The following is a 26,983-nucleotide window of genomic DNA, read 5'->3' as shown; positions in this document are numbered from 1 at the left end:
TACGGCGCGGGCATCCTACGGCTAACACTTACAGCCATGCTCACCCATTTACAGTTTCACACGCTGGCCGTTGCCGCCTGGGCCGGCCCCGTTTTGAAGGCCTGCCACATCGGTATAGCCGGCACTCCTGGCCACTTTACTTATCAAGTTTGCTACTTCTTGCCTGGCTGGCAGCCTGGTGCGGAGCAGGGCTTTTACGGGGCCGCAGGCCACGGGTGCCCCTTTCAGGCCGTAGCCGCCGCCGTAGCTGCCGCTGCCGCGGCCGGGGTTCCGGTCTGCCGCCGCCACGCCCAGCGCACCATCGGCCGCACCGTCGTCGCCCTGTGCGGGGCGCAGGCCATTCGCCCCGGCTTCGCCTGCCGGGCCCGTCGCCACCGTTGCGCCCGGCTGCACCATGCGTAGCGCTGCCTCCACCGTTTCGGCCGCTCCCGTATCGGGAGTGGCCGAGGCCCCGCCGCTCACCCTCGCCGCCCGCCGGCTGCTGGGCGTCTGCCGCGCCCACCACGGCCGCGCCGTGGGCCTCTCGTTTCTGGCCTTGCGCGCCGGGCTGGGCCGCGAGCAAGTGGCCGAGCTGCTGCCGGAGCTGGCCGCCGCGCACCTGGTCCACTACACTAGCGCCGGCACCCCGCTCTGGGCACCGCGCGAGCCGTGGCACCCGGCGCTGCGCTTCGCCGCCGGCCCCTGCTCGTGGGGTCTCGTCTGCGAGCTGCCCACCGGCCAGCCGCACTGCTACCAGCAGGTAGCCGGCCCCGGTTGCTACGCTACCGAAGAGCAGGCCCAGGCTGCTGCCGACGCGCTGAACGAGATAGCCCCGCCGCGCCTACGCACGGCCGACCGCTACGCTCAATTACCCGTGCCGGCCTGGGACGAGGCACCGCATCCGTGGGAGGTGAAGTAAGCCGCCGCGCCATGTCCACGTCTGCACTCCGCCGCCTGAAGGTAGCTCCGCACCACAAGCGCCTGCACCCGCGCCCAGCCGTCACCTCGTCGCTGCGCTTGCAAGGCGACTGGCTGCAAGCCGCCGGCTTTGCGCCCGGCACCACGGCCCTCATCCAGGTCGAAGCAGGTCGCCTCGTCATCACCCCCGCCAACTAATCCAGTCACCGGCCCGCGCCCCCGCGGCGCGGGCCACTTACCGCCCGCCATCATGCCCGCAACCGCTACCAAATACCAGCCCCATCTGCTCGACCCGCACAGCGCCGAGCCGCAACCCGTCAACCCAGCCAACGGCCGCAGCTTCAAGCTGGCCGAGCTCTATCAGCTGCTCGATTGCCAAAACGTCGACGTGGTGCGCCTCTCCGACGAGCTCATTCTCATCATCGACGACGAAGGCAAGTTCCGCAACCCGGCTTACCTGAACCTGCTGGCCACTTATCTCTGGTACCAGCACCAGCCCGCCGCCCGCGGCCACGATTGCATCGTAGGCCGCGCCCTGCTCTGCCACGACAAGCAATTCCGCTAACCCAACACGGCCAACGGGGGCCGGGCCGATAACCGGTCCCCATTTTTCAACCACTCTTTACCTCATCATGGCAAAACAACCCGCCACCACGACCGCCGCAACTGCTACCCTTGCCGCTCCGGCCGCCGAGCTAACCATTACCGACTCCGCCACCACTGCGCCGGCCTACCTCATCGAGAAGGTAGACGAGGCCACCGGCGAAGTGCAGCAGGTGCCGCGCTTCAAGTACCTGCCCGGCCACCCGCGCCAAGTGCGTTTCGATGCCAAGGCCGGCCAATTCAACATCAGCGGCACCGTGCCGCTGGGTTCCACGCTGAGCTTCATTCCGCTGGCCTGGCGCATCTTCCAGGACGACATTCTGAACATGGGCCGCAAGCTCTGGGCCGAGCTGTTCTTTGCCGACGAGAAGGGTGCTGTCTGCGCCGTGCTCTTTCACGGCTACTCGGTCGAAAACCTGTACCGCCTCATCGAGCCGCTGTTCTACGACGACTTAACCCTAGCTGATGTAGTCGTAAAGGTGCAGGCCAGCAAGAAGGAGACGACCAAGGACGGCAAGAAGGCCACTTACTACATCGCCGAGTTCAGCTACGAACCCGCCGACCCGGCCGAGGTGCAGGCCCGCCGCGACTTCGCTCGCGACTTTCCCATCTGGCGCGCCGAAACCTACACCGGTGCCGCTGACACGCGCATGGCCCACGGCTACACCCGCCCCGAGCCCGAGCAGCCCGCCCAACCCGAACCGGCCGCCGAGCTTCCGGCCCAGGCCGCTTAATCCACCCACACCGGCCCCCGACCCAACTATAGGGGAGGGGGCCACCGGATTATGCTGTACCCCGACCACTTCCCCCGACTGCTCATCGAGCAGCCCGCCCACGACGAAGCCGAGGCCGCCCAGCTCACCGAGCTGGCCCAACTGCTCGACGCCACCGACGCCCCCACCGACGTGCGCGACCTGGCCCCAACCGTGCGCGGGCTGTTTCCCGAGCCCGTCTACCTGGTCGGCTGCGGCAGCTCCCACGTCTGGCTGCACCGCGCCACCGACCCGCACCGCCTAGCCATCATCCGCTAAGCCTCCCAAGATTCCAGCTCCTAGCTTCTAACTCCTAGCTCCTCAAAAGCCATGTTTCACGCCCTCACCGCGCACCCCGACCTGACCCAGGCCCAGCACCGCGCCCTGCCGCACGTCAGCAACACCGACCTGTCCAAGCTCAAAGCCGAGCTACTGGGCCAGCTTCGTCGCCCCAACCCGCAGGCCCTCACCTTCGGCGCTGCCTTCCACGAAGCCGTCTTGGAGCCCGACCGGTATACGCCGCCCACTGAGCTACCGCCCGCCCAGCTCCGCTTGCTCACCAACCTGGCCACCGCCGTGCGCCGCCAACGCTACTGCCGCGACCTACTACACCGCGGCACCGCCGAGCTGACCCACACGGCCATTCACACCGCCAGCGGGGTAGAGGTCAAACTCCGCCCCGACCTGCTCGTGCGCAGCCGCGCCGGCCGCCAGCTCACCTTGATAGACTTCAAGACCACCAGCTGCCGCGACTACGCGCAGTTCCTGGCCAGCATCGAGCAGTACGACTACGACCGCCAAGCCGCCCTGTACCTCGACGCGCTGCAAGCCACCCGCTTCCTCATCATTGGCGTACAGAAGAAGGCCACGCACGCTGTCTGGCTATTCGATGCCACGGCCGCCCCCGGCTTCCTGGAGCAGGGCCGCAAGAAGTACGCGGCCCTCTTACGCCACCACGCTCGGCAAGCCGCTGGCTTGACGCTTCCCCTCACCGTTCCAGCTCCGCTGGCGCAGGTCGCTTAACTTGCTGCTAATCATTTCACCTAGTGCCTTTCCCCTATATGGCAACCTTCCAAATCTTTCAGAGCAGCGGCCAATACTGGTACCGCCTGCGCGCCGATAACGGCGAAATTGTGCAGTCTAGCGAAGGCTACACCTCCAAAGCCAGCTGCCAGAACGGTATCCAGTCCGTGCAGAATAATTGCCAGCCCACCCGCTTTGAGTCCTTTTTCAATGCCGGTCAATATGGCTTCAACCACATAGCCGCTAACGGCGAAATTATCGGCCGTAGCGAGAAGTATACCACCGCTCAATCGCGCGACCACGGCATCCAAGTGGTGCTGCGGGAAGCACCCACCGCCCGCACCGAAGACTTGAGTTAGCGGCGTTTCTGCTGTAAGTCAAAGCCCCGTTAGCAAATGACTAATGGGGCTTTTTTGGTGCAATACCCACCAAGAGTAGGTTGCAGTTTTGTTTGTGGGGCTAAGTCATGGGCCCCAATTGTGCAACAGCTTGTTGCACAATTGGGGCCCGAAACAAGATACCGCTAATGCTCATCGTGCAGGAAGCAGCGCCCTATACAAACCTACCTCAATTGTGCAGCAGGTTGCTGCACAATTAGCTGTGTGGCAGACATGCGCCAGAGACCAACGAGATGTGAGCGTAAGGGAAAGGCGCTTTTACACTACACCGAGCAAACTTCCTTGACTAGCTCAAAGCAGTGATAAGGTGAGAAGATTGTGCCGCCACGCCGCATAAGCCGCAGGTTCATTTCGCGAATGCTTTGCCTCAACAGCGGCTCTTGAGCCACCGCCTGAGTCAACGAAGAAATACTGTTAAAATGTAATTGGCACTGGTCCGCGCCAGCTGTCCGGTAGTTGGAGGTAGCGGTAAAACAGCCGTACGTCTGCTAGATGCGGCGTTTGTCGCTTCCGGTAAATAAGCCTTTAGCAATTACTACGAACGAGAAAAGTTGCTTCGTCTGCTTTTCCACGCCTGCCACCAATACCTCCATACCGTTAACATTCAAGCAGCAGTAGCGCGGCCAGGTGTTCTTGCCCGTTAAGGGCATGCAACTAAGCGCCCAAAATGCTTGCTCGGTTTTCTTGTATGCCGGTAAGCACAGCTTTAGGTAGGTGCGCAAGAGGGTCAGAACCTCGTCGTAGTGCGGCTGTTGCTGTAGCTTTTGAAAGTTCTGTCGGTACTTGACGAAATATTTCTCGGCAAAGTCTCGGCTAATGTCAACGTCCCCGTTGTCGAGTTCTATGCCCTTTTCAAACCAAATAGGAGTTACGTAGTTGGCGGTGGAGGCTTTAATTTAGGGTATGAACGTACCGAAGGTAGTAGCCGAAGATTACATCCAGTTCTTAGTCGCCAGTGCGGGCGCGGTGAGCGGCACGGAAGCCGCCCGCGTCCACCTCGTGGGTGGCTTGGTGACGCATGATTCGTTCACGCGTCTGCTGCACCTCCTGGAGCCAGACGCGAGCGCGCTCTGGCAGGAGGTGTGGGCGCTGATCGAGCCGGCCGCGGGCGTGTTGGTGCTGGATGACACGACCCTGAACAAGCCCTACGCCCGGCACATGGGTCTGGTCACGCGCCACTGGTCGGGTAAGCACCACGCCGTCGTGCAAGGCATCAACCTGTTGACGCTGCTTTGGTCGAACGGGCAGCGGCTGGTGCCGATCGACTACTGCCTCTACGACAAGGGGCAGGACCAGCTCACCAAAAACGACCACTTCCGGGCCTTGCTCGACGCGGCCTACCGGCGCGGCTTGGCCCCGGGTTGCGTCTTGTTCGACAGCTGGTACGCCTCGTTGGCGAATCTGAAGCACGTGCCGGTTTTGGCCTGGCGCTGGCTTACGCGCCTGAAAAGCAACCGGCTGGTGCGCCTGGGCGACGGCCCGTTGGCTGCTGCGAAGTTGGTAGATTACAGCGCCGAAACCAATCTGTCCGAGTTATAAGAGTCGCGCGTTTCAACCACAATCACACCATAAGTATATAGGTTTGTAATAATATTTTAACAGACAAAACAAACACACTATTTTTGATTGTGATGACAAAAAAGCCAATAAAGCGATGTTATTATGGGCCTGAATCAGTATTCAATTTTGGTAAATATAAAGGCGAAAACTTGGTATTTGTATCTGGTCTTCATCCAACTTATATGGATTTTTGCTGTTCTAAGGTGCCTTATTTCTGTATGAGTAGGCAAGTGTTAATATATTTAAATAATGTTATGAATTATGACATTAGCTCTGATGCGCTTAAAATGATATCTGTTAAGAATTCCACCGTTATAAATCAGGATATTGCTTCGTGGTTTAGAGAATTGGAATTGTATCAAGTTAATAATGAAGGAGATAATATTCCTTTATTATGCCTTCCTTACTATAAGGAGCTGCCAGTGCTTGGCGAATCAAAGTCACTAAGGGAACGTATTGCGTCTGGTGTGAACAATAGATCAAATCATCCTGAACATAATGTTGAGGTATTTTGCTTCTTGATAAGGAATAACGATTTCCCTCAAATTGGTGAATGGATAAATTCTACTAAGAATGGTTTAGGTGTGGTTGATTACGGTTATTGGTCTAGAGGTTGTTCTACTTATTTTGATGAAGGATTAATTGTTTCTCACTCTAGAGAAGTAATGTTTATTGAACTAAGTATGTCGAAAGAGTATTGTGGTTTGCTTCTCCTGCTTGACTATTCTGGTTCTGAGTTCGATCCAAATAATAAAATTATCGTGACAAATAGCGTTAAGCACAAATACAAAGTTCAGCAGTACAAAAAACCAGTGTTTGTTTCAGCTGATAAGTTCTATAGTAATAAAAATATTGATATTCATAAATCAAATGGCAACGATGCTATGTACTTGCAATACTATAAACCTCATACTTTTCTTAGGGAGTATTTTTGGTTGAATACTTTGTTGATGAATATTGATAACAAACACTTTGCTGCTCTTGGTTTGGATAAGTTTTATATTTATTCAAATCCTAATAGGGATTTTTGGTACTCTAGTTCTAATGAAATGTTTAAGATTAGAATAGGTGATGATAAAATCAGAAGCATTTGCTCGTCTATTCCATGTTATCAAGATAAAAATCTTGCGAAGATATTGGATGAGGCTCGGGAGGAAATTGCGCGCCGATGTTTCTTTTGGTCGCAAGGTATGATCGAAGACTACAGTATAGATTAGCACTCACGCTGTGTTATTAAATAATACTTAAATTAAGTTTTTGCGTCTTATTATTCGCAAATATTTCATTTGTATTTTAGTTATCAGAAATGTATTCAGTTCGTGTTATGAAATTTCACATATTGCTTGCAGGATTAGATACTGCAGTTGTTTTTTTGCAATTACTTATGCTAGTTAATATAAATAATAGATAATCCGCAGTTTGGTGTTGATGTTCAACATAGAAGCTTGTTCGTAGCGTAGTACACCGAATGTCAGATGTTTCCACCAACGCAAAAAAAGCCGAGCTAACAATAAAATGTAGCTCGGCTCAATCTAGTTATTCAGCACTATGCCACGTACTCGATAGCCAATGGGTTGGTGCTGTTGTTGTTCAGCGGGTACATTTTCCCGTTCACTTCTTGGTAGAAGTTAATGCCGACCACGCCCACCACCAGGTCTGTAGCTGCTGGCGTAGCCGGGAAGGATGCCACCACCTGCAGCCCTTGCTGGGCCGCACTGTTGAGCGGCTGCACGCCCAGCGGCGCCCGCACGTTGGCGTTGACGTACGACAGCGTAGCCATGTCCAGCGTCGAGGCCGCAAACACGATTTCGTAGTGCGTAGCCCCCTGCGGTGCCGAGATGTCCGATACCGGATTCAGGCTCGGAATGTCCAGCGTCACGTCAGCCCCGTTGTCCGTCACAGAGTAGGGAAAGTACATCGTCTGTCCGATGCCCGCGCCAGCGTTGAAGTTGAAGCCGAGTAGCGGCGCCGAGTTGGTCGCGTCAAAGACGCGCTGGCCGCGGTCGTTGGTCGAGTCGAGCCCGATGACCTCTCGCATGACCTGCGTTAGCCGGGAGGCCACGCGACTGTCGCTAGCCGCCGCAATGGCCACGCGCAACGAGTCGCGGAGCACTTTGCTGTACTTGGCGGCCAAGCCAAATTCGGCGGCGTTTTCCCGGGTGCGGGCCATGCTCGCGGAGTTGTCGAAGGCGGCCTTGTTGCTGGCCGGCTTCTGCGAGACGCTGCCGTCTTTGCGAAACACCAGCCCACCTACTGTACCCCTTAGGCCGAGAATGCCAGTTTGTTGTGCCATGAGTGAAAATAAAGTTGGGTATGGTTACGCAGTCTGGCCACTACGACCCCCGTAGTGCAGAATGGTGAACCGAAATTCAGCAACTATTTTTGCTGAAATACCTACTTTGCCCATCTAAACCCCGTCTGCCCTCACTTACATCCATGCAGCGTATTTGCCTATACCCGAAAGACGTGGTTGCCCTAACCGGCCGTAGCTACGACGCTGCCAAGCGGCTCGTGCGCCGCGCCCGCGAGGCCGCCGGCAAACCGGCTGGGGCCTTGGTTACGGTACAGGATTTTTGCCGCCTCACCGGCTTGGATGAGGAAGAAGTGTCGCGGGCACTGAATAGCTGAACCGCACGGCAAGCAAGCACCTCCGCCCGTACTCGAAGCATACTCGGAGCCTACCCGCCACAAACGAGAAAGCCCAACTCGGGCGGCTCCCCGGCTGGACTTTCTCGATTCAACGAAAGTTTATTTAAGCCGCGGTCATCACCGAGCAGACAGCTCCTTCCGGTGCGGCCTCGCTGGGCGGAGTTGCCGGCACGTCCCAGGCCGCCCGCATGGCCTGGTGCTGCAGCTCTTCCACCACCTGGGCGTACTTCATGGTGTTCTGAATCTTGGCGTGACCCATCACCCGCTGCAGCACGGCTACCGGCATGCCGCGCAGCAAGCTTTGCACCGCAAACGTATGGCGAGCCGTGTGCATGGTCACCAACTCGTGCAGCGGCACCGCCTCTTTCACCACCCGGCCGCCAACTGTACTCACTACTTCCACCAGCCGCGTCAGGCCCGCCAGCTGGGTAATCTTCTTCAGGTAGCGGTTCATCGGCTGATTGGCCAACACCGGCAGCAGTTTAGCACCTTCGCCCGCGCGTTCCGGCTTGGCGTAGCGGTCCAGGATTTCAGCGGCCAATCGGCTCAAGTAGATGCTCACCGTGGCCCGCGTTTTGGTTTGCACCAGCCGCAGCACCCGGTCCCCATCACCATTGGCGCCTAGGCAGTGCAGGTTCCCGCCGTGCAGAGAAGCCACGTCGGAGTAACGCAGACCGGTGTAGCAGCAGAACAAGAACACGTCCCGCGCCGGCTCCAGGGTCTTCGGTAGCTTCACCGCCGCGAGGGCAGTTAAGTCTGCCCCGGTCAGATACGTTTTGGCCTGGTCGGCGTAGCGCACTTCCACGCGCTTGAGCTCCAGCCCCAGGTTTTGCTTTCGCTCGTCCTGGGCATGCCGAAGGAACGTTTTCACATCCTTCAGCACCGTGTAGATGCCGTTGGCGCCCAGCCCGCACGTGGTGCGCAGGTACTTTACAAACTCATCGTGGGTGGCGCCGTCGTACTCGGCCACGCTAATTTTCTTGCGCCGACCGGAGGACAGGAAAGCGGCCAAGTGGTTGCGGGCCGTGCCGTAATGCCGCAGCGTGTTGAAGGCGTAGCCCCGCCCGCGCAGTACCTCGATGTAGGCCGTCATAGCCTCGGCCATGCTCTGCTCGGGCTTGATTGCGGCCGGATTTACTACCTCGCGCAGCAGCGCCAGGGTAGGAGGGGTGCCGGCAGTGCGCAGGTCGCGGTAGCGCTTCTGCAGGCGCTCGGCAATGGCTACAAGTACATCGTTGGCTTCCTCAAAGCCTTCTTTGCCTTTTCGAAACCGCTGCTTATCGGCATTCCATTCTTTGGGCAAGCACTTTTCGCGGGTGAAGCAGCGCAGCCGCAGCCCCTCAAACGTAGCGACGACGAACACCGGCACTTGGCCGTTCTGGTCTTTCTTGTCTTCCCGCAGGACGAATTTGACTGTCATTTTTGGTGGCAGATTTGGTGTCACAAATGCGGCCGCAAATGGCAGTAAATACAAAAAGGGACGGACGCAAAAAGGCCCTAAAAACTGCATTTGCGAACAAATCAGCAGCTTTTAGGGCCTTCCGGCAGTAATTCCTAGTACCCAGAGCCGGGGTCGAACCGGCACACCTTGCGGTATTGGTGTTTGAGACCAACGCGTCTACCGATTCCGCCATCTGGGCAAGACAAACAACCCGGTAGGTTGTTCAGGATCGGGTTGCAAACTTAGAGAGACTTTCGCGGATGCGCAAGAGGTAACGGCGCTTGAGATAATATGTGCGCACTTGCAACAAGGCGGCGGGCCGTTGTTCTTCCGGCAAATCGACGTAGCTGGTAAGCACCGGTCGGGCTTCCGCTTCCAGCTCATTCTCAAGGCGCTCGACCTCAGATTGCACCGTGGAAGCTATGGCCGGATCAGTTTCAAACTCCAGCTCCATGAGCTGCTCGTTGAGCTCCATTACTTCCATTAAAAAGTCGTTGGGAAGGTCCTGTTTGCCTTCTTCCAGTAGCCCGTGGCGCTGCAAAATGTACTGCAGGCGTAGGTCAAAGTTGGAAAGGGTGCGGTAGGCGTTGGTGTTTTGCGTTGAGAGGTCGAGCATGCGCTCCTGTTCCTCGGGCTCAGCAGTGGCGTGAAAATCGGGGTGGTACTGACGGCTGAGGGAGTAGTATTTGGCCTTGAGGGCTTTTTCATCGGGCAAAAAGCTCTCGGGCAAATCGTAGAAGGCAAAATAGTCGGCAGACATGGCGGGCGGGGCGGAGCGTAAGGGTGAAAAAGGCGCGGCAAGGCTTGGCGGCCGCCGTACTGTACGGCCCGCAGGCTGATGGGGCGCCAAGAGAAGGTAACCCCATTGGTCCACGCAGCCGCTATAATACCGACCCCGGAGGTGGAAGCAGTGCCGAATCGGCTGTTACCGCATTAACCGAAAATGCCAGGGGCGGTTCGGCAAATAACTTTTTAGTAGCTGGCCACACTTCGCCAAATAGTGCGGAGCGGCGGTAGGCGTCGAGGTGGGCAGCAGAATCCCAGTGGCTGTGGGTACAGAAAACGTGGGGTAGGGCAGCATCTTGCCATAGCTCCATGTGGCGGCACCCCGGCTGCTGCCTAATCTGGTCTTCGGAGGCGGCAAACACCCGCAGAAAGGCCGGCACGTCCTCGGGGCGGAACGTCATGCGTACGATGCGAATGATCATCCAAAAAGAATGGTAAAGTAGCGGAAGTTGAAAAGAAACGGCCAATGGATTCCCCGTAGAGGAGCATGCCCCTGACCGCATTCATTATGCTTTACTCCTGTGAGAAGCGCACGTCTACCTGCGAGTCGAAGTGCAGGCCGAGCAGTTCGGAAGCGTGGCCTTGGTTTACGCCAATGCACAACATGCCCTGGCTGTTGTACACGCCCACGGCGTCGCCGGGGTCGGCGGCTTGAAAATGGGTAGCCAGGCCGCGCACGACTTCGCGGGCGAAGTGCACCGTGAACGTGCGCCCATGGCCGACGGCTTCAATGGCGGTGCGTGAGATGTTGGTAACCAGATTGCCGTAATGGTCTACGTGCACCACGTGGCCGGTAATGCGGTGGTCCTGCAGGCGCAACTGGCGGTTTAACAGCTGATACAGCTCGGTGCTGAGCGGGCCGAGGTCCGTGAGCGGGTCGCCTTGAGCAAGGTGCGCGGCAGCGGGCGCCAGTACGTCGCGGGTGGGGGAGGCGGGCCACACGGCGGGCGTGGGCAAGCGCACGAGGTCGTCGGGGCGGCCGTCGGTGAGGAGGGTTAGGATGCCGTTGTCGGCGGCCACGAAATGGTGGCCGCGCCAAGTGGCTGCTACCCAGCCTCGTTTGGCGCCGCCGTGGTCGTCCACGCCAATCAGGTGCGTGGTGCCTTCCGGAAAATCGGCAAACACGGCGCAGAGCACGTGCACGGCGTGGGGCACGTTGTAGGGCTCGATGGCGTGTGTAATGTCAACGATGGGCGTCGCGGGGGCCAACTGCAGCAGGCGCGCCTTCACAGCCGCCACGTAATGGTCGCGGTAGCCAAAGTCCGACAGGAACGTAATCAGGCCCATTGACCGTTTTGGTGAAGAATGCGTACTATTGTTTGAAGCCCTTGCGGAGGCGGCAAAAGTAGGCATTCGGCCCGGACTGACCGCTTTCCCGGTGGGCCGCTTTTCTCTCTCCACTGCGCTTTTTGCGCTTTTTTCTCCCCACTAGCTTGGTCGAAAAAGTCATCACGCTCGAGAACGTCTCGCTCATCGACTTCCTGGGCCCCGATAATCAGAATATTCGCCAGTTGGCGGCTGCCTTCCCGGGCAGCAAAATCATTTCGCGCGGCAACGAAATAAAAATTCAGGGCCAGACCCCGGTTATCCAGCGCATCAACGATATCCTGTCCTCGCTCATCGAGCATTACCACCAGTTTGGGCAGGTGACCGACAAAACCGTGTCGCAGTTTATCGGGTCGTCCGATGAAGACCTGGAGGACGCCCGCATGGCCGCCGCGCCCGATGTCATTCTGTTTGGCGCGAAGGGCGGCATCATTAAAGCTCGTACTGCCAACCAGCAACGGTTGGTGGATGCCGTGCTGAAAAACGACCTCGTGTTTGCCCTTGGGCCGGCCGGTACGGGTAAAACCTACATTTCGGTAGCTCTGGCCGTGCGCGCCCTCAAAAACAAGGAGGTCAAGAAAATCATCATTTCGCGCCCCGTGGTGGAAGCCGGTGAAAGCCTTGGCTTTTTGCCCGGCGACATGAAGGAGAAGGTCGACCCCTACCTGCGCCCGATTTACGACGCGCTGGAGGACATGCTGCCGCCCGAGAAGTTCAAGTTCTACCTCGAGAACAAGACCATCGAAATTGCGCCGCTGGCCTACATGCGTGGCCGTACGCTCAACCATGCCTTCGTGCTCCTCGATGAAGCCCAGAACACCACCCCTTCGCAGCTGAAGATGTTCCTGACCCGGATGGGCCCTAACGCCAAGGTGATGGTGAACGGCGACCAAAGCCAGGTTGACCTGCCCACCAAGCAGAAATCGGGTCTGGGCGAAGCGCTGGATATTCTGCGCGACGTAAAGGGCATTGGCTTCGTGGAAATGACTGCCGAAGACGTGGTGCGCCACCGCTTGGTTAAGGAAATTGTGTACGCCTACGACAAGTATGACGTGGACCAAAAGCGCGCCCAGGCCGAACGCCCCGTGCGGCCCGCACGCTACTACCAGCCCGGCCAGCCCCGTCCGGCCGGCGACGAGCTGCCGACCGAAGACTTGCCCGTAAACAACGAGCAGATCTAGAACGACTTGTTTCGCAGATTTTGTAACGGTGCGGTAGCTTTGCTGCCGCACCGTTTTGCGTTTGTATTTAAGCCCCTCCCGCCGTGACTACTGCTCATCGTATCACCAACCCCGACGAATTACCCCTTGCCTTCGCCATTCGGGAGAAGGTTTTTGTGGAAGGCCAGAACGTGCCCCGGGAACTGGAAAACGACGCGTTTGACCAGCAAGGCGCCACGCATTACCTCGCCCGTGCCACCGATGGTACGCCCTGCGGGGCCGCCCGCTGGCGCGTTACCGATAAGGGCGTGAAGCTGGAACGCTTCGCCGTGCTGGAAGCTTACCGCAACCAGCAAGTAGGGGCGGCTTTGCTCCAAGCCGTGCTACACGACGTGCAGGCGGCGCATCCGCACGCAGATGTGTACTTGAACGCCCAACTGCGGGCGGTGCCGTTTTACGAACGACACGGTTTTATGAAGGAAGGGGAGCAGTTTACCGAAGCCGGCATCGAACACTTCAAAATGCGGTGGCAACGGCCGGTCGAGCTAGCAGAGTAATAGCCGCTGAACCGTAGTTTGTCAGCCCAGCTAAAATTCCCTAAATCGTAAGCTCCTGCCGTGGCAGGAATTACGATTTAGGGAATGTTCTTTTCGATTTTAAGCTAGCATGAGTATCCGCCCTACTACCATTCCGTGGGCCACGCACCCTGCCGTGCGGCTGATTATGGCCTTGCTGGGCGGTATTATCATCTGGTTTTACTGGGGAGCCGAACTGCCCGAACTGCTGCCGTGGCTGGCCGGTGGAGTAGGTATTTACCTGGCTGCTCATCTGTGGGCCGTGCGGCAAAATAACCCCGCGCTTAACGACGCCGTGGGCATTTTGGCCTTGGCAGTGGTAACGCTTGCCGGCACTACTGCGGCTCAACACGCCACCGAAAGGCGGGAAGCCGACCATTTGTATCACCAGGGCGAAGTAGAGTTCTACCGCGCAGTGGTCGACGATTACCCCGTGGTGCGCCCGAACACCTTTGCCACCACGCTACGCGTGTCGGCGGTGCGCGTGGGAGGGCAGTGGCGCGCGGCACGCGGCGGCATTCGGGTATCGGTGCCGCGCTACGAGGCCGGGGCTGAGCAACCGCGGTACGGTGAAGTGTGGCTTGTGCGCGGCGCGCCGGCGCCGGCCAAGGCGCCGCTCAACCCCGGCGAGTTCGATTACCGCCGCTACCTGAGTTACCATCAGATTTACCACCAGCAGTTTATTCACCCCGATCAATACCGCGTGGTGGCCTTTGCGCCGCCCAACTGGCTTCGGCATTGGAGTATGCAGGCCGCCCGCCGGCTAGAGGGCGTGTTTCGGCGCTACGTAAAGGCCAAACGCGAATTTGCCATTGCCGATGCTCTGGTTCTGGGCATGAAAGATGAGGTGGATGCCGATACCAAGTTGGCCTATGCCAATACCGGCACCACGCACATTATGGCCGTTTCCGGCTTGCAGGTAGGTTTGTTGTATGCCGTGTTGCAACTCATTCTGTCGCGGTTCTTCGGGCACCGCCGCGGGTTTCGGTACTGGTCGGTAGCGGTGGGGCTGCTGGTAATCTGGAGCTACGCCTTCCTCACGGGCTTATCGGCGTCGGTGCTGCGGGCGGCGGTCATGTTCAGCTTTGTGGCCGTGGCCAAGGCCGCCGGGCGGCAAAGCAACATGTATAATACGCTGGCCGTGGCCGCTTTCTGCCTGCTGCTCTACGACCCGTATCTGATTGTAGACGTGGGCTTTCAGCTCTCATTCCTGGCCGTCCTCAGCATCGTGTACCTGCAGCCACGCATTTCGGCTTGGCTCGATTTTCAAGAATGGGCTGCTAAAAAGCGCCGGCCCTGGCACCCGCGCTGGCGTCAGAAGGCTTTAACCTGGTCGGCGTGGGGACTCGAGGGAGTGTGGCAGGCGGTGGCGCTGTCGTTGGCGGCGCAGGTGGCCACGTTCCCCTTAGGGTTATTCTATTTTCATCAATTTCCGCTCAACTTCCTGCTCTCGAATTTGGTAGCAGTGCCCATCTCGTCGGTGGCACTGTACGTGGGCCTGTTCCTGCAGGCGGTGGCGCTACCCGTAGAATGGCTGGCCGCGCAGTTGGGGGCATCGTGGCTGCTGTGGCTGCCCGAGGGCATTGGCTGGGTGTTCGAGAAGCTAATCTGGTGTTTCAACGAGTACATCATTCTCGTTGGCCGTTCCCTCCCCGGTGCGTTGGTACAGGGCATTCACCTCACGCCGGGCCAAGCCTGGCTACTCTACCTGCTGATTGCCATGCTGCTAGCGTTTTTTGCCTGGCGCCGCCTAGTTTGGCTGGGGGCTGCGGTGGGCGTGGTGTTCCTATTTTCCCTGAGCCGCGTGGCCGAAGCCCGCGAAGTCGCTACCGACAAACGCCTGGTTATCTACAGCATTCCACGCCGCTCGGCCCTGGGCTTGCACGACGGCGCGTCGGCCCTCGTCATTACGCCCGATTCGCTGCCGCTCAACGAAACCGAGCGTACCTACCGCGTGCTGCCCGGCCTGATTGAGCGCGACAACCGCCGCGTGCGTTACAGCGCCGGCTGGCCGGCAACCGAAGTGGCGGTGCAACAAGTGGGTATTAACGGTCCGGTGCTGCTAACCTGGCACGGCCACCGCGCCGCGTGGGTGAGCGGCAAACTATGGAAGGGCCAACAGCCCGTGCCCGTAGAAGTAATAGTGTTGCGGCGCAATGCCCGGGTGTGGCCCGATCAACTGTTGGCTACTTTCGGCCCGCAGGCCTTGGTCGTGTTCGACTCGTCGTGCCGCACGTGGTACGTCGAAAAAATGACCCCGCAATTGCGCGCCGCCGGCCTGCGTGTGCACGATGTAACCATGCAGGGAGCGTGGGTACAAGGCATCAGTCCCGAGAAAAATAGCCCGAAATAGAGGCCGATTCAGGCAGAATGGCTTTCGGGTGCGACCAAAACGCCTAGTATTTCGTAACTAGTCCACATCCCGACGCCGCACGCTGGCCGTGCACTTTGTCGCATCATTTTTGTTAGGTTTACCCTGAGCCCGTATTCGGGCCGCTGGCGCGCACCGGGTTGTTTCAGCCCCGTTTCTTCCCAAAGAACACTGCGCCCCGAGTGGCCCGCCCACACACCGCCCACGCAACAACTCATGGAAGATATGGCTACCCAGGAGCTGGAAGCGCTACAGTACATTCGTTACGAAGCGCACGAAGCCATCGGCTACATCACGCTCAACCGACCCGAAAAACGCAATGCCCTCAGCTCCGAGCTGGTTTCGGAACTGAAATTGGCATTTGAATACGCCGAAAACGACCCGGCCTGTAAGGTTGTGGTACTGCGCGCCGAAGGCCCGGCCTTTTGCGCCGGCGCCGACCTCGCCTACATTCAGGAGCTGCAGAACTTTGGCTACACCGATAACCTAGCCGACTCGACGCACCTGATGCAGCTGTTTCACCAGATTTACACCCTCAAGAAGGTGGTTATTGCGCAGGTGCAAGGCCATGCCCTGGCCGGCGGCTGCGGCCTCGCCACTCTTTGCGACTTTTCCTTTGCGGTGCCGGAGGCCAAGTTCGGCTACACCGAGGTGAAAATCGGCTTCCTGCCAGCTATTGTAAGTGTGTTTCTGCTGCGCAAGATTGGCGAAGCGCGCACCAAGCAATTATTGCTGACCGGCGACATCATGTCGGCCGAGCGGGCAGTGGCTTTTAACCTTATTAATGAGGTGGTGCCCGCCGATCAACTTGCTGAGCACGTGTACCGCTTTGCCCGTCGCCTGTGCATTGAGAATTCAGGGCAGAGCATGGAAGTGACCAAGGAAATGATTGGGCGCATTCCCGAACTGCCCCTCGAAGAAAGCCTGCGCTACGCGGCCCGGTTAAATGCCGAAGCCCGGGGTTCCGAAGATTGCCGCCGCGGTATTGAGGCCTTCCTCAGCAAAGAGAAAATTACGTGGAACTAAGCCATACGGCAGCCGGGCGTTTTAAACAACGGCGCCCGACTATTGGTTAGCAACCCATGAACCTCTTCGCTGGCGTGGCCCTTACGGCCGCTACCTTTCTGGGCATGGAGTTCGTTGCGTGGTTCATGCACAAGTACGTGCTGCACGGGCCGCTGTGGTTTTTGCACCGCTCGCACCACGTGCGCCATCCGCACCACTTCGAGCGTAACGACTTCTTCTTCCTTTTCTATGGCGGCCTTTCCATGCTCCTTATGGTGTACGGCGGCCCTGAGAAGGACTGGCGCTACTGGGTAGGGATGGGCGTAGCCGTGTACGGCACCCTCTACTTCTTTGTGCACGACGTGCTCATTCACCGACGCTTGCCGTTTTGGCGGCGCACCCAGAGCGCGTACCTGCGCGCCCTGAACATGGCCCATAAAATTCATCACAAGACCACTGGCCGCGACGGCAGCCAGGAGTTTGGCTTGCTATGGGTGTCGCCGAAGTATTTCACGCTGGCCCGCCGCCGAGCGGCAAACCCACCGGCGCGTTCGGCTTCGGCGGCGCAATAGTTTCTTTTCAGTACCAGTAAGCCAGCATTGTGGGCCAGTTCTCCATTAAAGATTTAGAAAGCCTTTCCGGCATTAAGGCCCATACCATTCGCATGTGGGAGCAGCGCTACGGCGTGTTGCGCCCCGTACGCACGGCTACCAATATCCGAACGTACTGCGACTCTGATTTGCGCCGCCTGCTGAACGTGGCCACTCTGTGCGAGCGTGGACAGCGCATTTCTTACGTTGCGAGCCTATCTGAAGAAGAGCTGTGCGCGGCCGTAGCAGCCTGCACCGAAGACCCGCACCTGTTTAACCCGCAAATCACGGCGCTGCTCACGGCCACCCTCGACATGGACGAGCGCCGCCTGAACGCCACGCTTACCCAAGCCACGCAGGAACTGGGATTTGAAGCCACTATGCTCAGCATTGTATATCCCTTTCTGCAGCGCATTGGGGTGCTGTGGCAAACGGGTAGCATGAACCCTGCGCAGGAGCACATGGCTTCACACTTGTTGCGGCAGAAGCTACTGGCCTCCGCCGACGCACTTGGCATTCCCGATGACGATGCACCGGCTCCGCGCTGGGTGTTGTTTTTGCCCAGCGAGGAAATGCACGAGTTGGCGCTCATGTTTATGAACTACCTGCTGCGGGTGCGCGGCCACAGGGTTTTGTACCTGGGCCAAAACCTGCCGGTGGAAGAACTAGAGAGCATTTGCCAGGCCTACCAGCCGCAGCACATTGCCACGGTGCTGACCACCGTGCCGGAGCGCGACCGGCTGCAGCCGTTCGTGAACGAACTGTCCCGCAGCTGCCCCGGCGTCGACGTTGTGCTCTACGGTCCTTTGGTGCACCAGCCCGACTTACAGCTGCCCCCCCGTTTCGTGCGTTTGCAGCGCATGACCGACTTTATCCAGCTCGTTGAGCAACTGCGTATTGCAGCGCCGGTGGCGGTTAATAAATAATATTCAAATAGTTAAATACAAAGGCCAATGCCTTTGTTGTCAATATGTTAAAGCGTTTTTAATGTGCGGTTGCGTTACACTGTGGTAACGGTACATAACATGCCTCCTCTTTCATCGGCGCTTATTTGAAGTTCACCGGCCGTTTTGGCGGGTTGGCCGAATCGGCCAAAAAAAGTCGACTTGAGTGCGTATGCTTAAGGAGGGGTTTCGTATGTTTGTTTAACTTCTGGTCACGAAAAGCTAAACAAGCATATGACTTCCTTGGAATTCACAGACCAAGTACAAAAGATTTCCTACTCGCTTCGGCCGGTAGCGATGAATCTGACGCGCGACGCCGACGATGCCAAAGACCTGGTGCAAGAAACCCTGCTCAAGGCCCTGCTGAACAAAGACAAGTTCAAGGCGGGGACCAACCTGAAGGCGTGGCTCTACACCATCATGCGCAACACGTTTATCAACAACTACAATAAGATAACGAAGCGCAACTCGAACATCGACACCACTGAGTACTTCCAGTACTTCAACACCGACGAGAACTACATTACCCACAACGGCGCCCAGTCGGATTTTGTGGTAACCGACATCAACGAAGCCATTGCGCACCTCGGCCACGAGTACCGCACGCCCTTCATGATGTACTACATCGGCTACAAGTACCAGGAAATTGCGGAGAAGCTGCAGATTCCCATTGGCACCGTTAAAAACCGCATCCACATTGCCCGCAAGGACTTGAAAGATGCGCTAAAAGTATACGCACCCGGCGCATAGGGGGAAGGAGTATATGCTCCGGATGCGTACACGGGCCGCAAGCTGCACCATTTCGGTGGCGTGGCTTGCGGCCTTTTTGTTTTAGGCGGCACGTGCTTGCGCATAGCGCGGTAGCGCTGCGTCTAAACAAAGCCCGACGCCTCGTTGTAGCTTGCCGCTACCTTACTTGATTCTTCGCTTGTCCACTGCCACTTCCTCCGCCCCGCAAGTTCTCGTTATTGGTGCCGGCTTTGCTGGTATTTCGGCCGCTACGGCCCTGGCCCAGCGCGGCTACCGCGTAACCGTGCTAGAAAAGCACGACGGCCCCGGCGGCCGCGCCCGCGTGTTTCAGGCCCAGGGCTTCACCTTCGATATGGGCCCGAGCTGGTACTGGATGCCCGATGTATTCGAAGAATACTTTGCCCGCTACGGTCACACGCCCGCCGACTTCTACGACCTCGTGCGCCTCGACCCCTCGTACCGCGTGGTGTTCGGCGAACAGGATTTTCTGGACGTGCCGGCCACCATGGGCGAGCTGCGCCAGATGTTCGAGCAGCTGGAGCCCGGATCCGCGGTGCGCCTCGACGAGTTTCTACGCCAGGCGGCTTACAAATACAAGGTGGGCATGAGCAAGTTCGTGCGCAAGCCGGGCCGTTCACTCCTGGAATTCGCCGACCCCACGCTGGTAGTGGATGCCCTGCGACTGGATTTGCTGCAAAGCATGCACACCCACGTGCGCAAGTTTTTCAAGCAACCCAAACTCATTGAGCTGATGGAGTTTCCGGTGCTGTTTTTGGGGGCTACGCCCCAGAATACGCCGGCGCTGTACTCGATGATGAACTACGCCGACCTCGCGCTGGGCACTTGGTACCCACGCGGTGGGATGCACAAAATTGTGCAGGGCATGGTGAAAGTGGCCGAGGAGCAAGGCGTAGAATTCCGCTACAACCAGGAGGTGCAGCAGATAAAGGTAGAGCAGGGGCGGGCCACCGGCGTGGTTACCGCCGAGGGCTTTCTGGCGGCCGATATAGTGGTGGCCGGCGCCGATTACAACCACGTGGAGCAGGTGCTGCTTGCCCCCGAACACCGGCACTACACGCCTGCCTATTGGGATTCGCGCACCATGGCGCCCTCGTCGCTGCTGTTTTACGTGGGCCTGAACAAGCGCCTGCAGAACGTGCGCCACCATAACCTGTTCTTCGACGAAGACTTTGGCCGACACGCCAAGGAAATTTACGAGTCGCCGCAGTGGCCCACCAAGCCGCTGTTCTACGCCTCGGTGCCCAGCCAAACCGACCCCACCGTGGCGCCCGAAGGCCAGGAAAACCTGTTCCTGCTCATTCCCACGGCCCCCGGCCTCGGCGGCGACGACGAAGCCACCCGGCAGCGCTACTTCCACATGATTATGGAGCGGCTGGAGCGCCACACCGGCCAATCGGTGCGCGACGCCGTGGTGTATTGCCGCAGCTATGCCCACGCCGATTTCGTTTCCGATTACCACGCATTTAAAGGCAACGCGTACGGCTTAGCCAACACGCTGCGTCAAACGGCCAACCTTAAGCCCACCATCAAAAGCCCCAAAGTGCGCAACCTTTACTTCACGGGTCAGCTTACGGTGCCGGGGCCGGGCGTGCCGCCTTCGCTTATTTCAGGACAGGTGGTGGCCGTGGAAGTTGAAAAGGAATACCCCATCCCGGCTTAAGAGCCAGACTGTTATCTTGCAAATAGATGGCGGAGGTAAACAAGAAAGCCAGCATGTTGCTTTTCTGATAGCCTGTACCACCCTCACCACACCACACCCATGGCCACACTTTCACCCGTTGTCTCGTCTCAGCCGCCCTCGGTCGTGGACCACGTGGCCCTGTTCAACCAGTCGAGCCTGGCGTGCAGCAAACTCATTACGCAGCGCTATAGCACGTCCTTTACGCTCGGCATTCGGACGCTTGACGAGCGTTTTCACCCCGCCATTTACGCCGTGTACGGCTTTGTGCGCTGGGCCGATGAGATTGTAGACACCTTTCACGACCGCGACCGGGCCGCCCTGCTGCGCGAGTTCCGCGACGAAACCTACCGCGCCCTCGACGATCAGTTCAGCATGAACCCCGTGCTGCACGCTTTTCAACTGGCTGTGCACCGCTACGGTATCGATCGGGAGTTTATCGAGGCCTTTTTGCACAGCATGGCCATGGACCTCGAGGATATCGAGTACGACCTGGCGCTGTACAACGAGTACATCTACGGCTCGGCCGAAGTGGTGGGACTGATGTGCCTGCGCGTGTTTTGCGAAGGCGACGAGCGGCAGTTCGACCAGCTGCGCGAGCCGGCACGGCGCTTGGGGGCCGCTTTTCAGAAAATCAATTTTCTGCGCGACCTGCGCTCCGACTACGAAGAGCGCGGCCGCGTGTACTTCCCCGGCGTGTGTTACACGGCGTTTAACGACCAGACCAAGCGGGAAATCGAAGAGGACATCCGGGCCGATTTTGAGGCGGGATACGAAGGCATTCAACAGCTGCCACGCACGGCTAAGCTGGGCGTGTACCTGGCCTACGTTTATTATTTGAAGCTTTTTGACAAAATTCGGCAGCTGCCGGCGGCACGAATATTGGAAGGACGCGTACGCGTACCGGATAACACGAAACTTTTGCTCTTGGTGGGTTCGTATTTCCGGTACCGATTACGTACCATCTGACCCCCCGTTGTCGTTTTGAAGCTGTTTCTCGTCCTGCTCTCTTTCCTGGCCGCTTTGTCTACCGCTCCCGATTCTAATTCACCCTACGCTGTACCGGCTTTGCGCCGCCAGTACCAGCAAGCGGCCGCCGATGAACAAGCCGGCCGCCGCTTTCACCAGCTGCTGAGCGCCTACACCGACCGCGACGCCGTGGTACTGGCTTACAAGGCCGCTTCGGAGGCCATAATGGCCAAGCATACGGGCGGGCTGTTTGATAAGATGGACCGCGTGAAAGCCGCCAGCAAGCAGTTCGATGCTGCCGTGGCCCTGGCGCCGCAACATCCCGAGGTGCGCTTCCTGCGCTTCACCATCGAGAGCAACCTGCCGGGCTTTTTGGGCGCCAGCAAGCACGTAGACGAGGACCGCGCCTTTTTGGTGCAAGTGGCTATGAAGCACCCCAGGTCCGGGCTCGATGCCGAGTCGTTTGACGTAATGCGCGACTTTCTTCTGGCCCATAGCCACGTTACAGGCGAAGAAGCCGCGCAGCTCAAGCGCATGTAGGTGCCGCTTAAGGTGTTTTTTCCTCTCAGACCGAAACGGCTCCGGAAACGGCGCCGTTTCGCTGTTAACGCACTAGCTATTAACGGTGAAGAAACGACGCCGAATGCGTTAAAAATCTATTTGCCAAGCCATTTTCGTACCTTCTGCCCCTGAGAAACGCCGGTCGTAACAATCCGCGTGCTTTCGCGGTTACCCTGCTACTTATGCCGCTCAACCTCAGTGTCCGCATCGACCCACACTCCGGTTTCTGCTTCGGGGTCATTTACGCCATTCAAATGGCTGAAGACATCCTCGACGAGCAGGGTTACCTGTATTGCCTCGGCGACATCGTGCACAACGATGAAGAAGTAGAACGCCTCGAAAAGAAAGGGCTACGCATCATATGCCACCAAACGCTGAGCGAACTGCGCGGCGAAAAAGTGCTTATTCGTGCCCACGGCGAACCGCCCAGCACGTACCAAATGGCGCTGGAAAACAACCTCACCCTCATTGATGCCTCGTGCCCGGTAGTGCTGAAGCTGCAGAACCGCATCAAAACCAGCTACGATAAGAAGGAGCGCATTTTCATTTACGGCAAGCACGGCCACGCCGAGGTACAAGGCCTGCTGGGCCAAACCCGCGGCGACGCCGTGGTTTTCGAAAACCTGGACGAGCTACTGAGCCACGAATTGCCGGCCAACATCACGCTCTACAGCCAGACCACCAAGAGCACCAATAGCTTTTACCGCATCAAAGGCGAGTTGGAAGGCCGCGGCTACCAGGTATCGGCCAACGACACCATTTGCCGCCAGGTATCAAACCGCGACTTGGACCTGCGCCGTTTTGCCGCCGAATACGACCAGATTGTGTTCGTGTCGGGCACTAAAAGCTCGAACGGAAAGGTTCTGTACCAGGTTTGCAAGGATACCAATCCGCAAACGCACTTCATTTCCAAAGTCGAGGAAATTGACCCCGCGTGGTTTTTACCAGGGCAGTCGGTGGGCATTTGTGGCGCTACCAGTACGCCCATGTGGCTCATGGAAAACGTGCGCGACGCGCTGATGAGCCTGTAAAAAGCCGTTTAACTTAACGGTTTGCTCCCCCAATTATTCTTCCCGTATGCCGCTAGCCCAACCATTAACCACTGTTGCCAAAGTTCGTCCCCGGCCGCTCGGCCACAAGGGCGAAGCCATGGCGCTGTTGATAATGGCCTGCTGGGCCGGTTTGCTGACGTGGTTACTGGCTTTTTACGAGCCCAACTGGCGTACGCCGTGGCCCTATTTGCTGCTGCTGCTGCAAACCCACCTGTATACCGGCCTTTTCATTACGGCCCACGACGCCATGCACGGCGTAGTTAGTCCCAACAAACGTTTGAACAACTTCCTCGGAACCGTGGCGGCCGGGTTGTTTGCCTACAATTGGTTCCCGCGCCTGTTACCCCGTCACCACGCGCACCACCGCCACGTTGCCACTCCCTACGACCCCGATTTCCACGACGGCGCACACCCCAGTTTCCTGCTGTGGCTGCTGCGCTTTGCCCGAAACTACATTACCGTTGGGCAAATACTGCTGATGGCCGTTACGTTTAACGTGCTCAAGATCTTCTTCCCGGCGGCCAATGTTATTGCGTTCTGGATGCTGCCATCCGTATTGGCTACCGTTCAGCTGTTTTATTTTGGCACGTACCTACCGCACCGCGGGGAGCACGAGGAAACCAACCTGCACAAGTCGCGCAGCCAGGGCCGGCAGCATGTGTGGGCTTTTTTGAGCTGCTATTTTTTCGGGTATCATTACGAGCATCACGACCAACCGTATCTGCCGTGGTGGCGCTTATGGCAGGCCAAAGCCTCTGCCTAAGGCAACGTAACCCTGCGGAATGCTGAGCGCGAATGCGCTTGGCACCGTCATTCTTCTTATTTTGGGGTAAACCAAGCGCAAGCAGAGCCGCCGACTTGCTTGCGCGGCCTTACCACACCCATGAAAACGCTGCGCACCCGTGCTGCCCGTGCTTTTGGCCAGTTTGGCTTGGGAGGCATGCTGTGGCTGGCCGGTTGTGGAGGTGCCGTTGGGCAGACGAATAGTGCCCCGCCAACGTCCTGGCAGTACCGCACCATACCGGTTGCGCCATCGGCTAATCCGGCTGAGAAATTGCAGAGGGCGCAACAGCAACTGCAGTATTTGAGTGGCGCTGCGCCCGCGCAGGCCGCCCGAGCCCACACCGGCGTGGCCGAGGCCCTGTTTGAGTTGCGCCGCTACGATCAGGCCTTACAGCACGGCCGCCAAGCTCAGCAGCTGTATCAACGTACCAACCAAGTAGCCGAACAGTTGCGCACGTTGCGTCTGGTCGGGCGGGTGCAATATGCGCAGGGCGACACCGGACAGGCCCGGCAAACGTTTCTGCGCTTGTTGCGCCACGAGAAAAAGCAAGGCAGTGCAAGCGGGCAGGCCCAAGCCTACGAGCATTTGGGCGACTTGTACGCCAGCGAGCAGGCCTGGGCCCAGGCGCAGTATAGCTACGAGCGCGCCTACGGCGAGTGGCAGCGCGTGGGCGACCCGCGCCGGGCAGCGGTAGCCTTGCACGCCATTGGCCGCATGCACTTCGCCCAAAAGCACTTCAGCCGCGCGCTGTATTACCTGCGTTTGGGCACCCAACAGGCAAAGCAACTGGCCGACAGTATAGGCGTTGGGCACGTTCTGCTAAGTACCGGCGACGTGTATGCTGCCGTGGGAAACCACGATGTAGCCCTTGGCTTTTACACCCAAGCCCTGGAGTTCGTGCCGCGCCGCAATCCGTCGCCCGCTTTGCAAGCTACCGCCCACCGAGCTTTAGCTGCCGCCTACGATTCCCTGGGCAACCCGGCGGCGGCGGCGCGAAGCTTACGGCGTGCTTTACCGTATGCGCGCCATAATGGAAGCATCAGTGAGATAAGTAAAGACTACCGCTCTCTGGCTGGGCTGTACGGCAAGCAAGGCCAGCATGCGCAGGCACTACAAGCCCTTACCCGCTATGTGGGTTTGCAGGACAGCTCAGCAGCTGAGCAGCGCGCCGCGCAGGTGGAGGAACTCCGCACCCGCTACGAAACCGAAAAGAAGGAGCGGGAAATAGCGCTGCTCACCAAGGACCGCGAAATACAGGAAGCCCAGCTGCGTAGACAGGGGCTGGCGCGAAACGTGCTGGCGGCTGGCTCCTTGCTATTGTTTCTGGTGGTGGTGGCTTTGGTAAAGGGCCGAACCGAGCAGCGCCGGGTAAACCGGCTACTACAGCGCAAGAACGCGGCCATCAGTCGGCAGAAAGAAGAGCTCGACCGCCTGAATCGGACCAAAGACACTTTGTTCTCGGTTATTTCGCACGACCTGCGCAGCCCGCTTAGCTCCTTGTATTCGCTACTGGCTTTGCTGCGCATAGGCTCTTTGCCTGCCGAGCGTTTGGCGGCTCACTCTGAACGCCTCACCCGCACCCTCGACACCACTCTGCACCTGCTGGATAACCTGCTGAATTGGGCCGCCACGCAAATGAAAGGCACCACCGTGCGCCCCGAAACCGTGCGCCTGCACGCCGTGGTGGAAGAGTGCGTAGCGCTGCTGTTGGGCGACGCCGAGCGAAAGGAAATAGAGGTGATTAACTGCGTGGGCGAACCGTGCTACGCCCGCGCCGACCTCAACATGACCCGCCTAATAGTGCGCAACCTGCTCAGTAACGCCATCAAATTCACGCCGGCGGGCGGCACGGTGTGGGTATCGGCCATACGGCAAGGGCCTGCCTGGGAAGTAAGTATCCGCGACACCGGCGTGGGCATTGCTGCCGCCGATCAGGGCAAGATTTTCGGTGAAGCCGAGCCGCACTCAACGTTGGGCACCGCCCGCGAGAAAGGGGTAGGGCTGGGCCTGCGCCTGTGCCTCGACTTTGTGCAGCGCAACGGGGGCCACATCTGGTTTTCGAGTGAGCCGGGACGCGGCAGCACCTTCCGGTTCACGCTAAAGGCACTCGACCTGCCGCAAACCGAGGTGGTTCGCACCAACCCAACGGAAAGGGAACTACCCGGCGCAGCGCCTACACCGGGGCAACGGGCTAGTGTTGGCGCCGAATAAGCGTGCGGTTAACGATGCGCTCGGTAACCTGCTCCCGGTACGTTTGGCCCAGCGGTAGTGCGTGGCCGCCCACGCGCACTTCCTGGTTATTCACCGACTCAATTTGGGTGGCGTTAACCAGGTAGGAGCGGTGGGTGCGCACAAACAGGCCGGGCGGCAGCTGCTCCTCCAGGTTCTTCAGGTTAACCAGCGTCAGGTGCGTCCGGCCGTCGGTGGTATTAATTTTGGTGAAATCCTTCAGGGCTTCGATGTAAAGCACCTCGCGATACATCAGGCGCACAAACTGCGCATCGGTCCGGATGAAGAACGAGCCAGCACTGGCCGTGTTTTCGTTGAATTCGGGTACTACCGGCCGTAGTAGGCCCGCCACCTTGTTCACTGCTTTCAGGAAACGGTCCAGTGAAATGGGCTTCAGCAGGAAGTCAATGACATCGAGGTTAAAACCCTCCATAGCGTACTGGGGGTGGGCCGTCATGAGCACCACCAGCGGCGGTTGGCGCAAGGAGCGCACCAGGTCCAGGCCCGAGAGGTGGGGCATGGTAACATCGGAAAACAGTACTTGTACCTCGTTTTCGAGCAGGTAGCTATGGGCTTCGAGCGGATCGGTAAAAACGGCCTTCACGTCCAGAATGTCGGTCATGGCCACGTAGGCCTGCAACAAATCCAGCACCAGCGGATCGTCATCAAGAAGCAAACAAGTAATCTTCATACGGGAGTACCTACAACACAAGCGGGGTGAATATAAATGTAATATCGATTAGGGTGGTAATCGGCGGGTGTAATTAACGCCGCACGTCGACCTACCAAAGCGGGGCTTCGGTCTACCCGGAGGCGGCGTTGCTATACTTATTACTGATATCGTTTACAGTATATCTTA

At 58.3% G+C, this 26,983-nt stretch carries 30 protein-coding genes and 1 tRNA gene; 24 read left to right on the top strand and 7 right to left on the bottom strand.

Features of this window, described 5'->3' with window-relative positions:
• The first annotated feature begins 36 nt into the window (after window positions 1–36).
• The 10 genes from ABD903_RS11005 (at window position 37) to ABD903_RS10960 (ending at window position 6,450) form a co-directional block, all read left to right on the top strand.
• Window positions 37–402, top strand: coding sequence for a hypothetical protein (locus ABD903_RS11005; protein WP_345224146.1), 366 nt, complete (start codon window positions 37–39; stop codon window positions 400–402).
• Window positions 395–898, top strand: a complete 504-nt coding sequence (locus ABD903_RS11000; protein ID WP_345224144.1) for a hypothetical protein — start codon at window positions 395–397, stop codon at window positions 896–898. The genes ABD903_RS11005 and ABD903_RS11000 overlap by 8 nt, the downstream gene beginning before the upstream one ends.
• An 11-nt stretch (window positions 899–909) precedes the next feature.
• Window positions 910–1,095 carry a SymE family type I addiction module toxin gene (locus ABD903_RS10995; RefSeq protein ID WP_345224142.1) on the top strand — a complete coding sequence of 62 codons (186 nt, stop codon included), beginning with the start codon at window positions 910–912 and terminating at the stop codon, window positions 1,093–1,095.
• A gap of 52 nt (window positions 1,096–1,147) precedes the next feature.
• Window positions 1,148–1,462: a DUF3846 domain-containing protein gene (locus ABD903_RS10990; RefSeq protein WP_345224140.1), complete on the top strand. Its 315-nt coding sequence runs from the start codon at window positions 1,148–1,150 to the stop codon at window positions 1,460–1,462.
• A gap of 67 nt (window positions 1,463–1,529) precedes the next feature.
• A complete protein-coding gene (locus ABD903_RS10985) occupies window positions 1,530–2,234 on the top strand; it encodes a hypothetical protein (RefSeq protein ID WP_345224138.1) in 705 nt (234 codons plus the stop codon).
• Between the two features lie 51 nt (window positions 2,235–2,285).
• Window positions 2,286–2,531 (top strand): hypothetical protein, encoded by a 246-nt coding sequence (locus ABD903_RS10980; protein WP_345224136.1) that lies wholly within the window; start codon window positions 2,286–2,288, stop codon window positions 2,529–2,531.
• A gap of 51 nt (window positions 2,532–2,582) precedes the next feature.
• The gene (locus tag ABD903_RS10975; RefSeq protein ID WP_345224134.1) at window positions 2,583–3,275 is read left to right on the top strand and encodes a PD-(D/E)XK nuclease-like domain-containing protein; all 693 of its coding nucleotides are present in this window, start codon (window positions 2,583–2,585) and stop codon (window positions 3,273–3,275) included.
• Window positions 3,276–3,313: 38 nt separating this feature from the next.
• The gene (locus ABD903_RS10970; protein ID WP_345224132.1) at window positions 3,314–3,634 is read left to right on the top strand and encodes a YegP family protein; all 321 of its coding nucleotides are present in this window, start codon (window positions 3,314–3,316) and stop codon (window positions 3,632–3,634) included.
• Window positions 3,635–4,576: 942 nt separating this feature from the next.
• Entirely contained in the window at window positions 4,577–5,212 is a 636-nt protein-coding gene (locus ABD903_RS10965; protein ID WP_345224130.1) for a transposase, read from the top strand.
• Between the two features lie 92 nt (window positions 5,213–5,304).
• Entirely contained in the window at window positions 5,305–6,450 is a 1,146-nt protein-coding gene (locus tag ABD903_RS10960; protein WP_345224128.1) for a hypothetical protein, read from the top strand.
• Window positions 6,451–6,779: 329 nt separating this feature from the next.
• Here ABD903_RS10960 and ABD903_RS10955 read toward each other — a convergent pair whose 3' ends face one another.
• Window positions 6,780–7,526 (bottom strand): hypothetical protein, encoded by a 747-nt coding sequence (locus ABD903_RS10955; protein WP_345224126.1) that lies wholly within the window; start codon window positions 7,524–7,526, stop codon window positions 6,780–6,782.
• Window positions 7,527–7,669: 143 nt separating this feature from the next.
• Here ABD903_RS10955 and ABD903_RS10950 point away from each other — a divergent pair, with 143 nt between their 5' ends.
• Complete coding sequence (locus ABD903_RS10950) at window positions 7,670–7,861, top strand: hypothetical protein (RefSeq protein WP_345224124.1); 192 nt, start codon at window positions 7,670–7,672, stop codon at window positions 7,859–7,861.
• 124 nt (window positions 7,862–7,985) lie between these two features.
• On the opposite strand, the gene ABD903_RS10945 is transcribed toward ABD903_RS10950, so the two are convergent.
• From ABD903_RS10945 to ABD903_RS10925, 5 genes are all read right to left on the bottom strand, one after another.
• Window positions 7,986–9,302 (bottom strand): tyrosine-type recombinase/integrase, encoded by a 1,317-nt coding sequence (locus ABD903_RS10945; RefSeq protein ID WP_345224123.1) that lies wholly within the window; start codon window positions 9,300–9,302, stop codon window positions 7,986–7,988.
• 138 nt (window positions 9,303–9,440) lie between these two features.
• Window positions 9,441–9,522: transfer RNA gene (locus tag ABD903_RS10940), tRNA-Leu, on the bottom strand.
• A gap of 24 nt (window positions 9,523–9,546) precedes the next feature.
• Window positions 9,547–10,083: an iron-sulfur cluster co-chaperone HscB C-terminal domain-containing protein gene (locus ABD903_RS10935; protein WP_345224121.1), complete on the bottom strand. Its 537-nt coding sequence runs from the start codon at window positions 10,081–10,083 to the stop codon at window positions 9,547–9,549.
• Between the two features lie 121 nt (window positions 10,084–10,204).
• Window positions 10,205–10,531, bottom strand: a complete 327-nt coding sequence (locus ABD903_RS10930) for a putative quinol monooxygenase (protein ID WP_345224120.1) — start codon at window positions 10,529–10,531, stop codon at window positions 10,205–10,207.
• Window positions 10,532–10,622: 91 nt separating this feature from the next.
• A complete protein-coding gene (locus ABD903_RS10925) occupies window positions 10,623–11,396 on the bottom strand; it encodes an SAM hydrolase/SAM-dependent halogenase family protein (protein WP_345224118.1) in 774 nt (257 codons plus the stop codon).
• 146 nt (window positions 11,397–11,542) lie between these two features.
• On the opposite strand from ABD903_RS10925, the gene ABD903_RS10920 reads away from it, so the two are divergent.
• From ABD903_RS10920 to ABD903_RS10860, 13 genes are all read left to right on the top strand, one after another.
• Window positions 11,543–12,616 carry a PhoH family protein gene (locus tag ABD903_RS10920; RefSeq protein ID WP_345224188.1) on the top strand — a complete coding sequence of 358 codons (1,074 nt, stop codon included), beginning with the start codon at window positions 11,543–11,545 and terminating at the stop codon, window positions 12,614–12,616.
• A gap of 83 nt (window positions 12,617–12,699) precedes the next feature.
• The gene (locus ABD903_RS10915; RefSeq protein WP_345224116.1) at window positions 12,700–13,152 is read left to right on the top strand and encodes a GNAT family N-acetyltransferase; all 453 of its coding nucleotides are present in this window, start codon (window positions 12,700–12,702) and stop codon (window positions 13,150–13,152) included.
• Between the two features lie 109 nt (window positions 13,153–13,261).
• A complete protein-coding gene (locus ABD903_RS10910; RefSeq protein WP_345224114.1) occupies window positions 13,262–15,523 on the top strand; it encodes a ComEC/Rec2 family competence protein in 2,262 nt (753 codons plus the stop codon).
• 234 nt (window positions 15,524–15,757) lie between these two features.
• Window positions 15,758–16,567 (top strand): enoyl-CoA hydratase/isomerase family protein, encoded by an 810-nt coding sequence (locus ABD903_RS10905; protein ID WP_345224112.1) that lies wholly within the window; start codon window positions 15,758–15,760, stop codon window positions 16,565–16,567.
• A 56-nt stretch (window positions 16,568–16,623) separates the two neighbouring features.
• On the top strand, window positions 16,624–17,118 hold the full coding sequence (locus tag ABD903_RS10900) for a sterol desaturase family protein (protein ID WP_345224110.1): 495 nt from the start codon (window positions 16,624–16,626) through the stop codon (window positions 17,116–17,118).
• Window positions 17,119–17,147: 29 nt separating this feature from the next.
• On the top strand, window positions 17,148–18,062 hold the full coding sequence (locus tag ABD903_RS10895) for a MerR family transcriptional regulator (RefSeq protein WP_345224108.1): 915 nt from the start codon (window positions 17,148–17,150) through the stop codon (window positions 18,060–18,062).
• Between the two features lie 252 nt (window positions 18,063–18,314).
• On the top strand, window positions 18,315–18,830 hold the full coding sequence (locus tag ABD903_RS10890; protein WP_345224107.1) for an RNA polymerase sigma factor: 516 nt from the start codon (window positions 18,315–18,317) through the stop codon (window positions 18,828–18,830).
• 178 nt (window positions 18,831–19,008) lie between these two features.
• Window positions 19,009–20,511, top strand: coding sequence for a phytoene desaturase family protein (locus ABD903_RS10885; RefSeq protein WP_345224106.1), 1,503 nt, complete (start codon window positions 19,009–19,011; stop codon window positions 20,509–20,511).
• Window positions 20,512–20,610: 99 nt separating this feature from the next.
• Window positions 20,611–21,498, top strand: a complete 888-nt coding sequence (locus ABD903_RS10880) for a phytoene/squalene synthase family protein (protein WP_345224104.1) — start codon at window positions 20,611–20,613, stop codon at window positions 21,496–21,498.
• 54 nt (window positions 21,499–21,552) lie between these two features.
• Complete coding sequence (locus tag ABD903_RS10875; RefSeq protein WP_345224102.1) at window positions 21,553–22,038, top strand: hypothetical protein; 486 nt, start codon at window positions 21,553–21,555, stop codon at window positions 22,036–22,038.
• A 203-nt stretch (window positions 22,039–22,241) separates the two neighbouring features.
• Window positions 22,242–23,090, top strand: coding sequence for a 4-hydroxy-3-methylbut-2-enyl diphosphate reductase (locus ABD903_RS10870; RefSeq protein ID WP_345224101.1), 849 nt, complete (start codon window positions 22,242–22,244; stop codon window positions 23,088–23,090).
• Between the two features lie 46 nt (window positions 23,091–23,136).
• Window positions 23,137–23,874: a fatty acid desaturase gene (locus ABD903_RS10865; protein WP_345224098.1), complete on the top strand. Its 738-nt coding sequence runs from the start codon at window positions 23,137–23,139 to the stop codon at window positions 23,872–23,874.
• A gap of 120 nt (window positions 23,875–23,994) precedes the next feature.
• Window positions 23,995–26,106 carry a tetratricopeptide repeat-containing sensor histidine kinase gene (locus tag ABD903_RS10860; protein ID WP_345224096.1) on the top strand — a complete coding sequence of 704 codons (2,112 nt, stop codon included), beginning with the start codon at window positions 23,995–23,997 and terminating at the stop codon, window positions 26,104–26,106.
• Here the strand turns inward: ABD903_RS10860 and ABD903_RS10855 are convergent.
• Entirely contained in the window at window positions 26,087–26,815 is a 729-nt protein-coding gene (locus tag ABD903_RS10855; RefSeq protein ID WP_345224094.1) for a LytR/AlgR family response regulator transcription factor, read from the bottom strand. The two genes, ABD903_RS10860 and ABD903_RS10855, sit on opposite strands and share 20 nt — an antisense overlap.
• Between the last annotated feature and the right edge of the window lie 168 nt (window positions 26,816–26,983).

The organism is Hymenobacter koreensis, from assembly GCF_039541855.1.
Taxonomy (GTDB): Bacteria; Bacteroidota; Bacteroidia; order Cytophagales; family Hymenobacteraceae; genus Solirubrum; species Solirubrum koreensis.
The sequence above is the reverse complement of the archived record's forward strand: the minus strand, read 5'-3'. Positions and strand labels throughout refer to the sequence as shown.

Bases quoted from the DNA above. Each gene is read 5' to 3' on its own strand.
- ABD903_RS11000 (WP_345224144.1), top strand. From the start codon at position 395: ATGCGTAGCGCTGCCTCCACCGTTTCGGCCGCTCCCGTATCGGGAGTG.
- ABD903_RS10990 (WP_345224140.1), top strand. From the start codon at position 1,148: ATGCCCGCAACCGCTACCAAATACCAGCCCCATCTGCTCGACCCGCAC.
- ABD903_RS10865 (WP_345224098.1), top strand. From the start codon at position 23,137: ATGCCGCTAGCCCAACCATTAACCACTGTTGCCAAAGTTCGTCCCCGG.
- ABD903_RS10930 (WP_345224120.1), bottom strand. From the start codon at position 10,531: ATGATCATTCGCATCGTACGCATGACGTTCCGCCCCGAGGACGTGCCG.
- ABD903_RS10900 (WP_345224110.1), top strand. From the start codon at position 16,624: ATGAACCTCTTCGCTGGCGTGGCCCTTACGGCCGCTACCTTTCTGGGC.
- ABD903_RS10985 (WP_345224138.1), top strand. From the start codon at position 1,530: ATGGCAAAACAACCCGCCACCACGACCGCCGCAACTGCTACCCTTGCC.
- ABD903_RS10945 (WP_345224123.1), bottom strand. From the start codon at position 9,302: ATGACAGTCAAATTCGTCCTGCGGGAAGACAAGAAAGACCAGAACGGC.
- ABD903_RS10970 (WP_345224132.1), top strand. From the start codon at position 3,314: ATGGCAACCTTCCAAATCTTTCAGAGCAGCGGCCAATACTGGTACCGC.
- ABD903_RS10955 (WP_345224126.1), bottom strand. From the start codon at position 7,526: ATGGCACAACAAACTGGCATTCTCGGCCTAAGGGGTACAGTAGGTGGG.
- ABD903_RS10960 (WP_345224128.1), top strand. From the start codon at position 5,305: ATGACAAAAAAGCCAATAAAGCGATGTTATTATGGGCCTGAATCAGTA.
- ABD903_RS10935 (WP_345224121.1), bottom strand. From the start codon at position 10,083: ATGTCTGCCGACTATTTTGCCTTCTACGATTTGCCCGAGAGCTTTTTG.
- ABD903_RS10855 (WP_345224094.1), bottom strand. From the start codon at position 26,815: ATGAAGATTACTTGTTTGCTTCTTGATGACGATCCGCTGGTGCTGGAT.
- ABD903_RS10880 (WP_345224104.1), top strand. From the start codon at position 20,611: ATGGCCACACTTTCACCCGTTGTCTCGTCTCAGCCGCCCTCGGTCGTG.
- ABD903_RS10905 (WP_345224112.1), top strand. From the start codon at position 15,758: ATGGAAGATATGGCTACCCAGGAGCTGGAAGCGCTACAGTACATTCGT.
- ABD903_RS10910 (WP_345224114.1), top strand. From the start codon at position 13,262: ATGAGTATCCGCCCTACTACCATTCCGTGGGCCACGCACCCTGCCGTG.
- ABD903_RS10950 (WP_345224124.1), top strand. From the start codon at position 7,670: ATGCAGCGTATTTGCCTATACCCGAAAGACGTGGTTGCCCTAACCGGC.
- ABD903_RS10870 (WP_345224101.1), top strand. From the start codon at position 22,242: ATGCCGCTCAACCTCAGTGTCCGCATCGACCCACACTCCGGTTTCTGC.
- ABD903_RS10965 (WP_345224130.1), top strand. From the start codon at position 4,577: ATGAACGTACCGAAGGTAGTAGCCGAAGATTACATCCAGTTCTTAGTC.
- ABD903_RS10860 (WP_345224096.1), top strand. From the start codon at position 23,995: ATGAAAACGCTGCGCACCCGTGCTGCCCGTGCTTTTGGCCAGTTTGGC.
- ABD903_RS11005 (WP_345224146.1), top strand. From the start codon at position 37: ATGCTCACCCATTTACAGTTTCACACGCTGGCCGTTGCCGCCTGGGCC.
- ABD903_RS10980 (WP_345224136.1), top strand. From the start codon at position 2,286: ATGCTGTACCCCGACCACTTCCCCCGACTGCTCATCGAGCAGCCCGCC.
- ABD903_RS10925 (WP_345224118.1), bottom strand. From the start codon at position 11,396: ATGGGCCTGATTACGTTCCTGTCGGACTTTGGCTACCGCGACCATTAC.
- ABD903_RS10975 (WP_345224134.1), top strand. From the start codon at position 2,583: ATGTTTCACGCCCTCACCGCGCACCCCGACCTGACCCAGGCCCAGCAC.
- ABD903_RS10995 (WP_345224142.1), top strand. From the start codon at position 910: ATGTCCACGTCTGCACTCCGCCGCCTGAAGGTAGCTCCGCACCACAAG.
- ABD903_RS10890 (WP_345224107.1), top strand. From the start codon at position 18,315: ATGACTTCCTTGGAATTCACAGACCAAGTACAAAAGATTTCCTACTCG.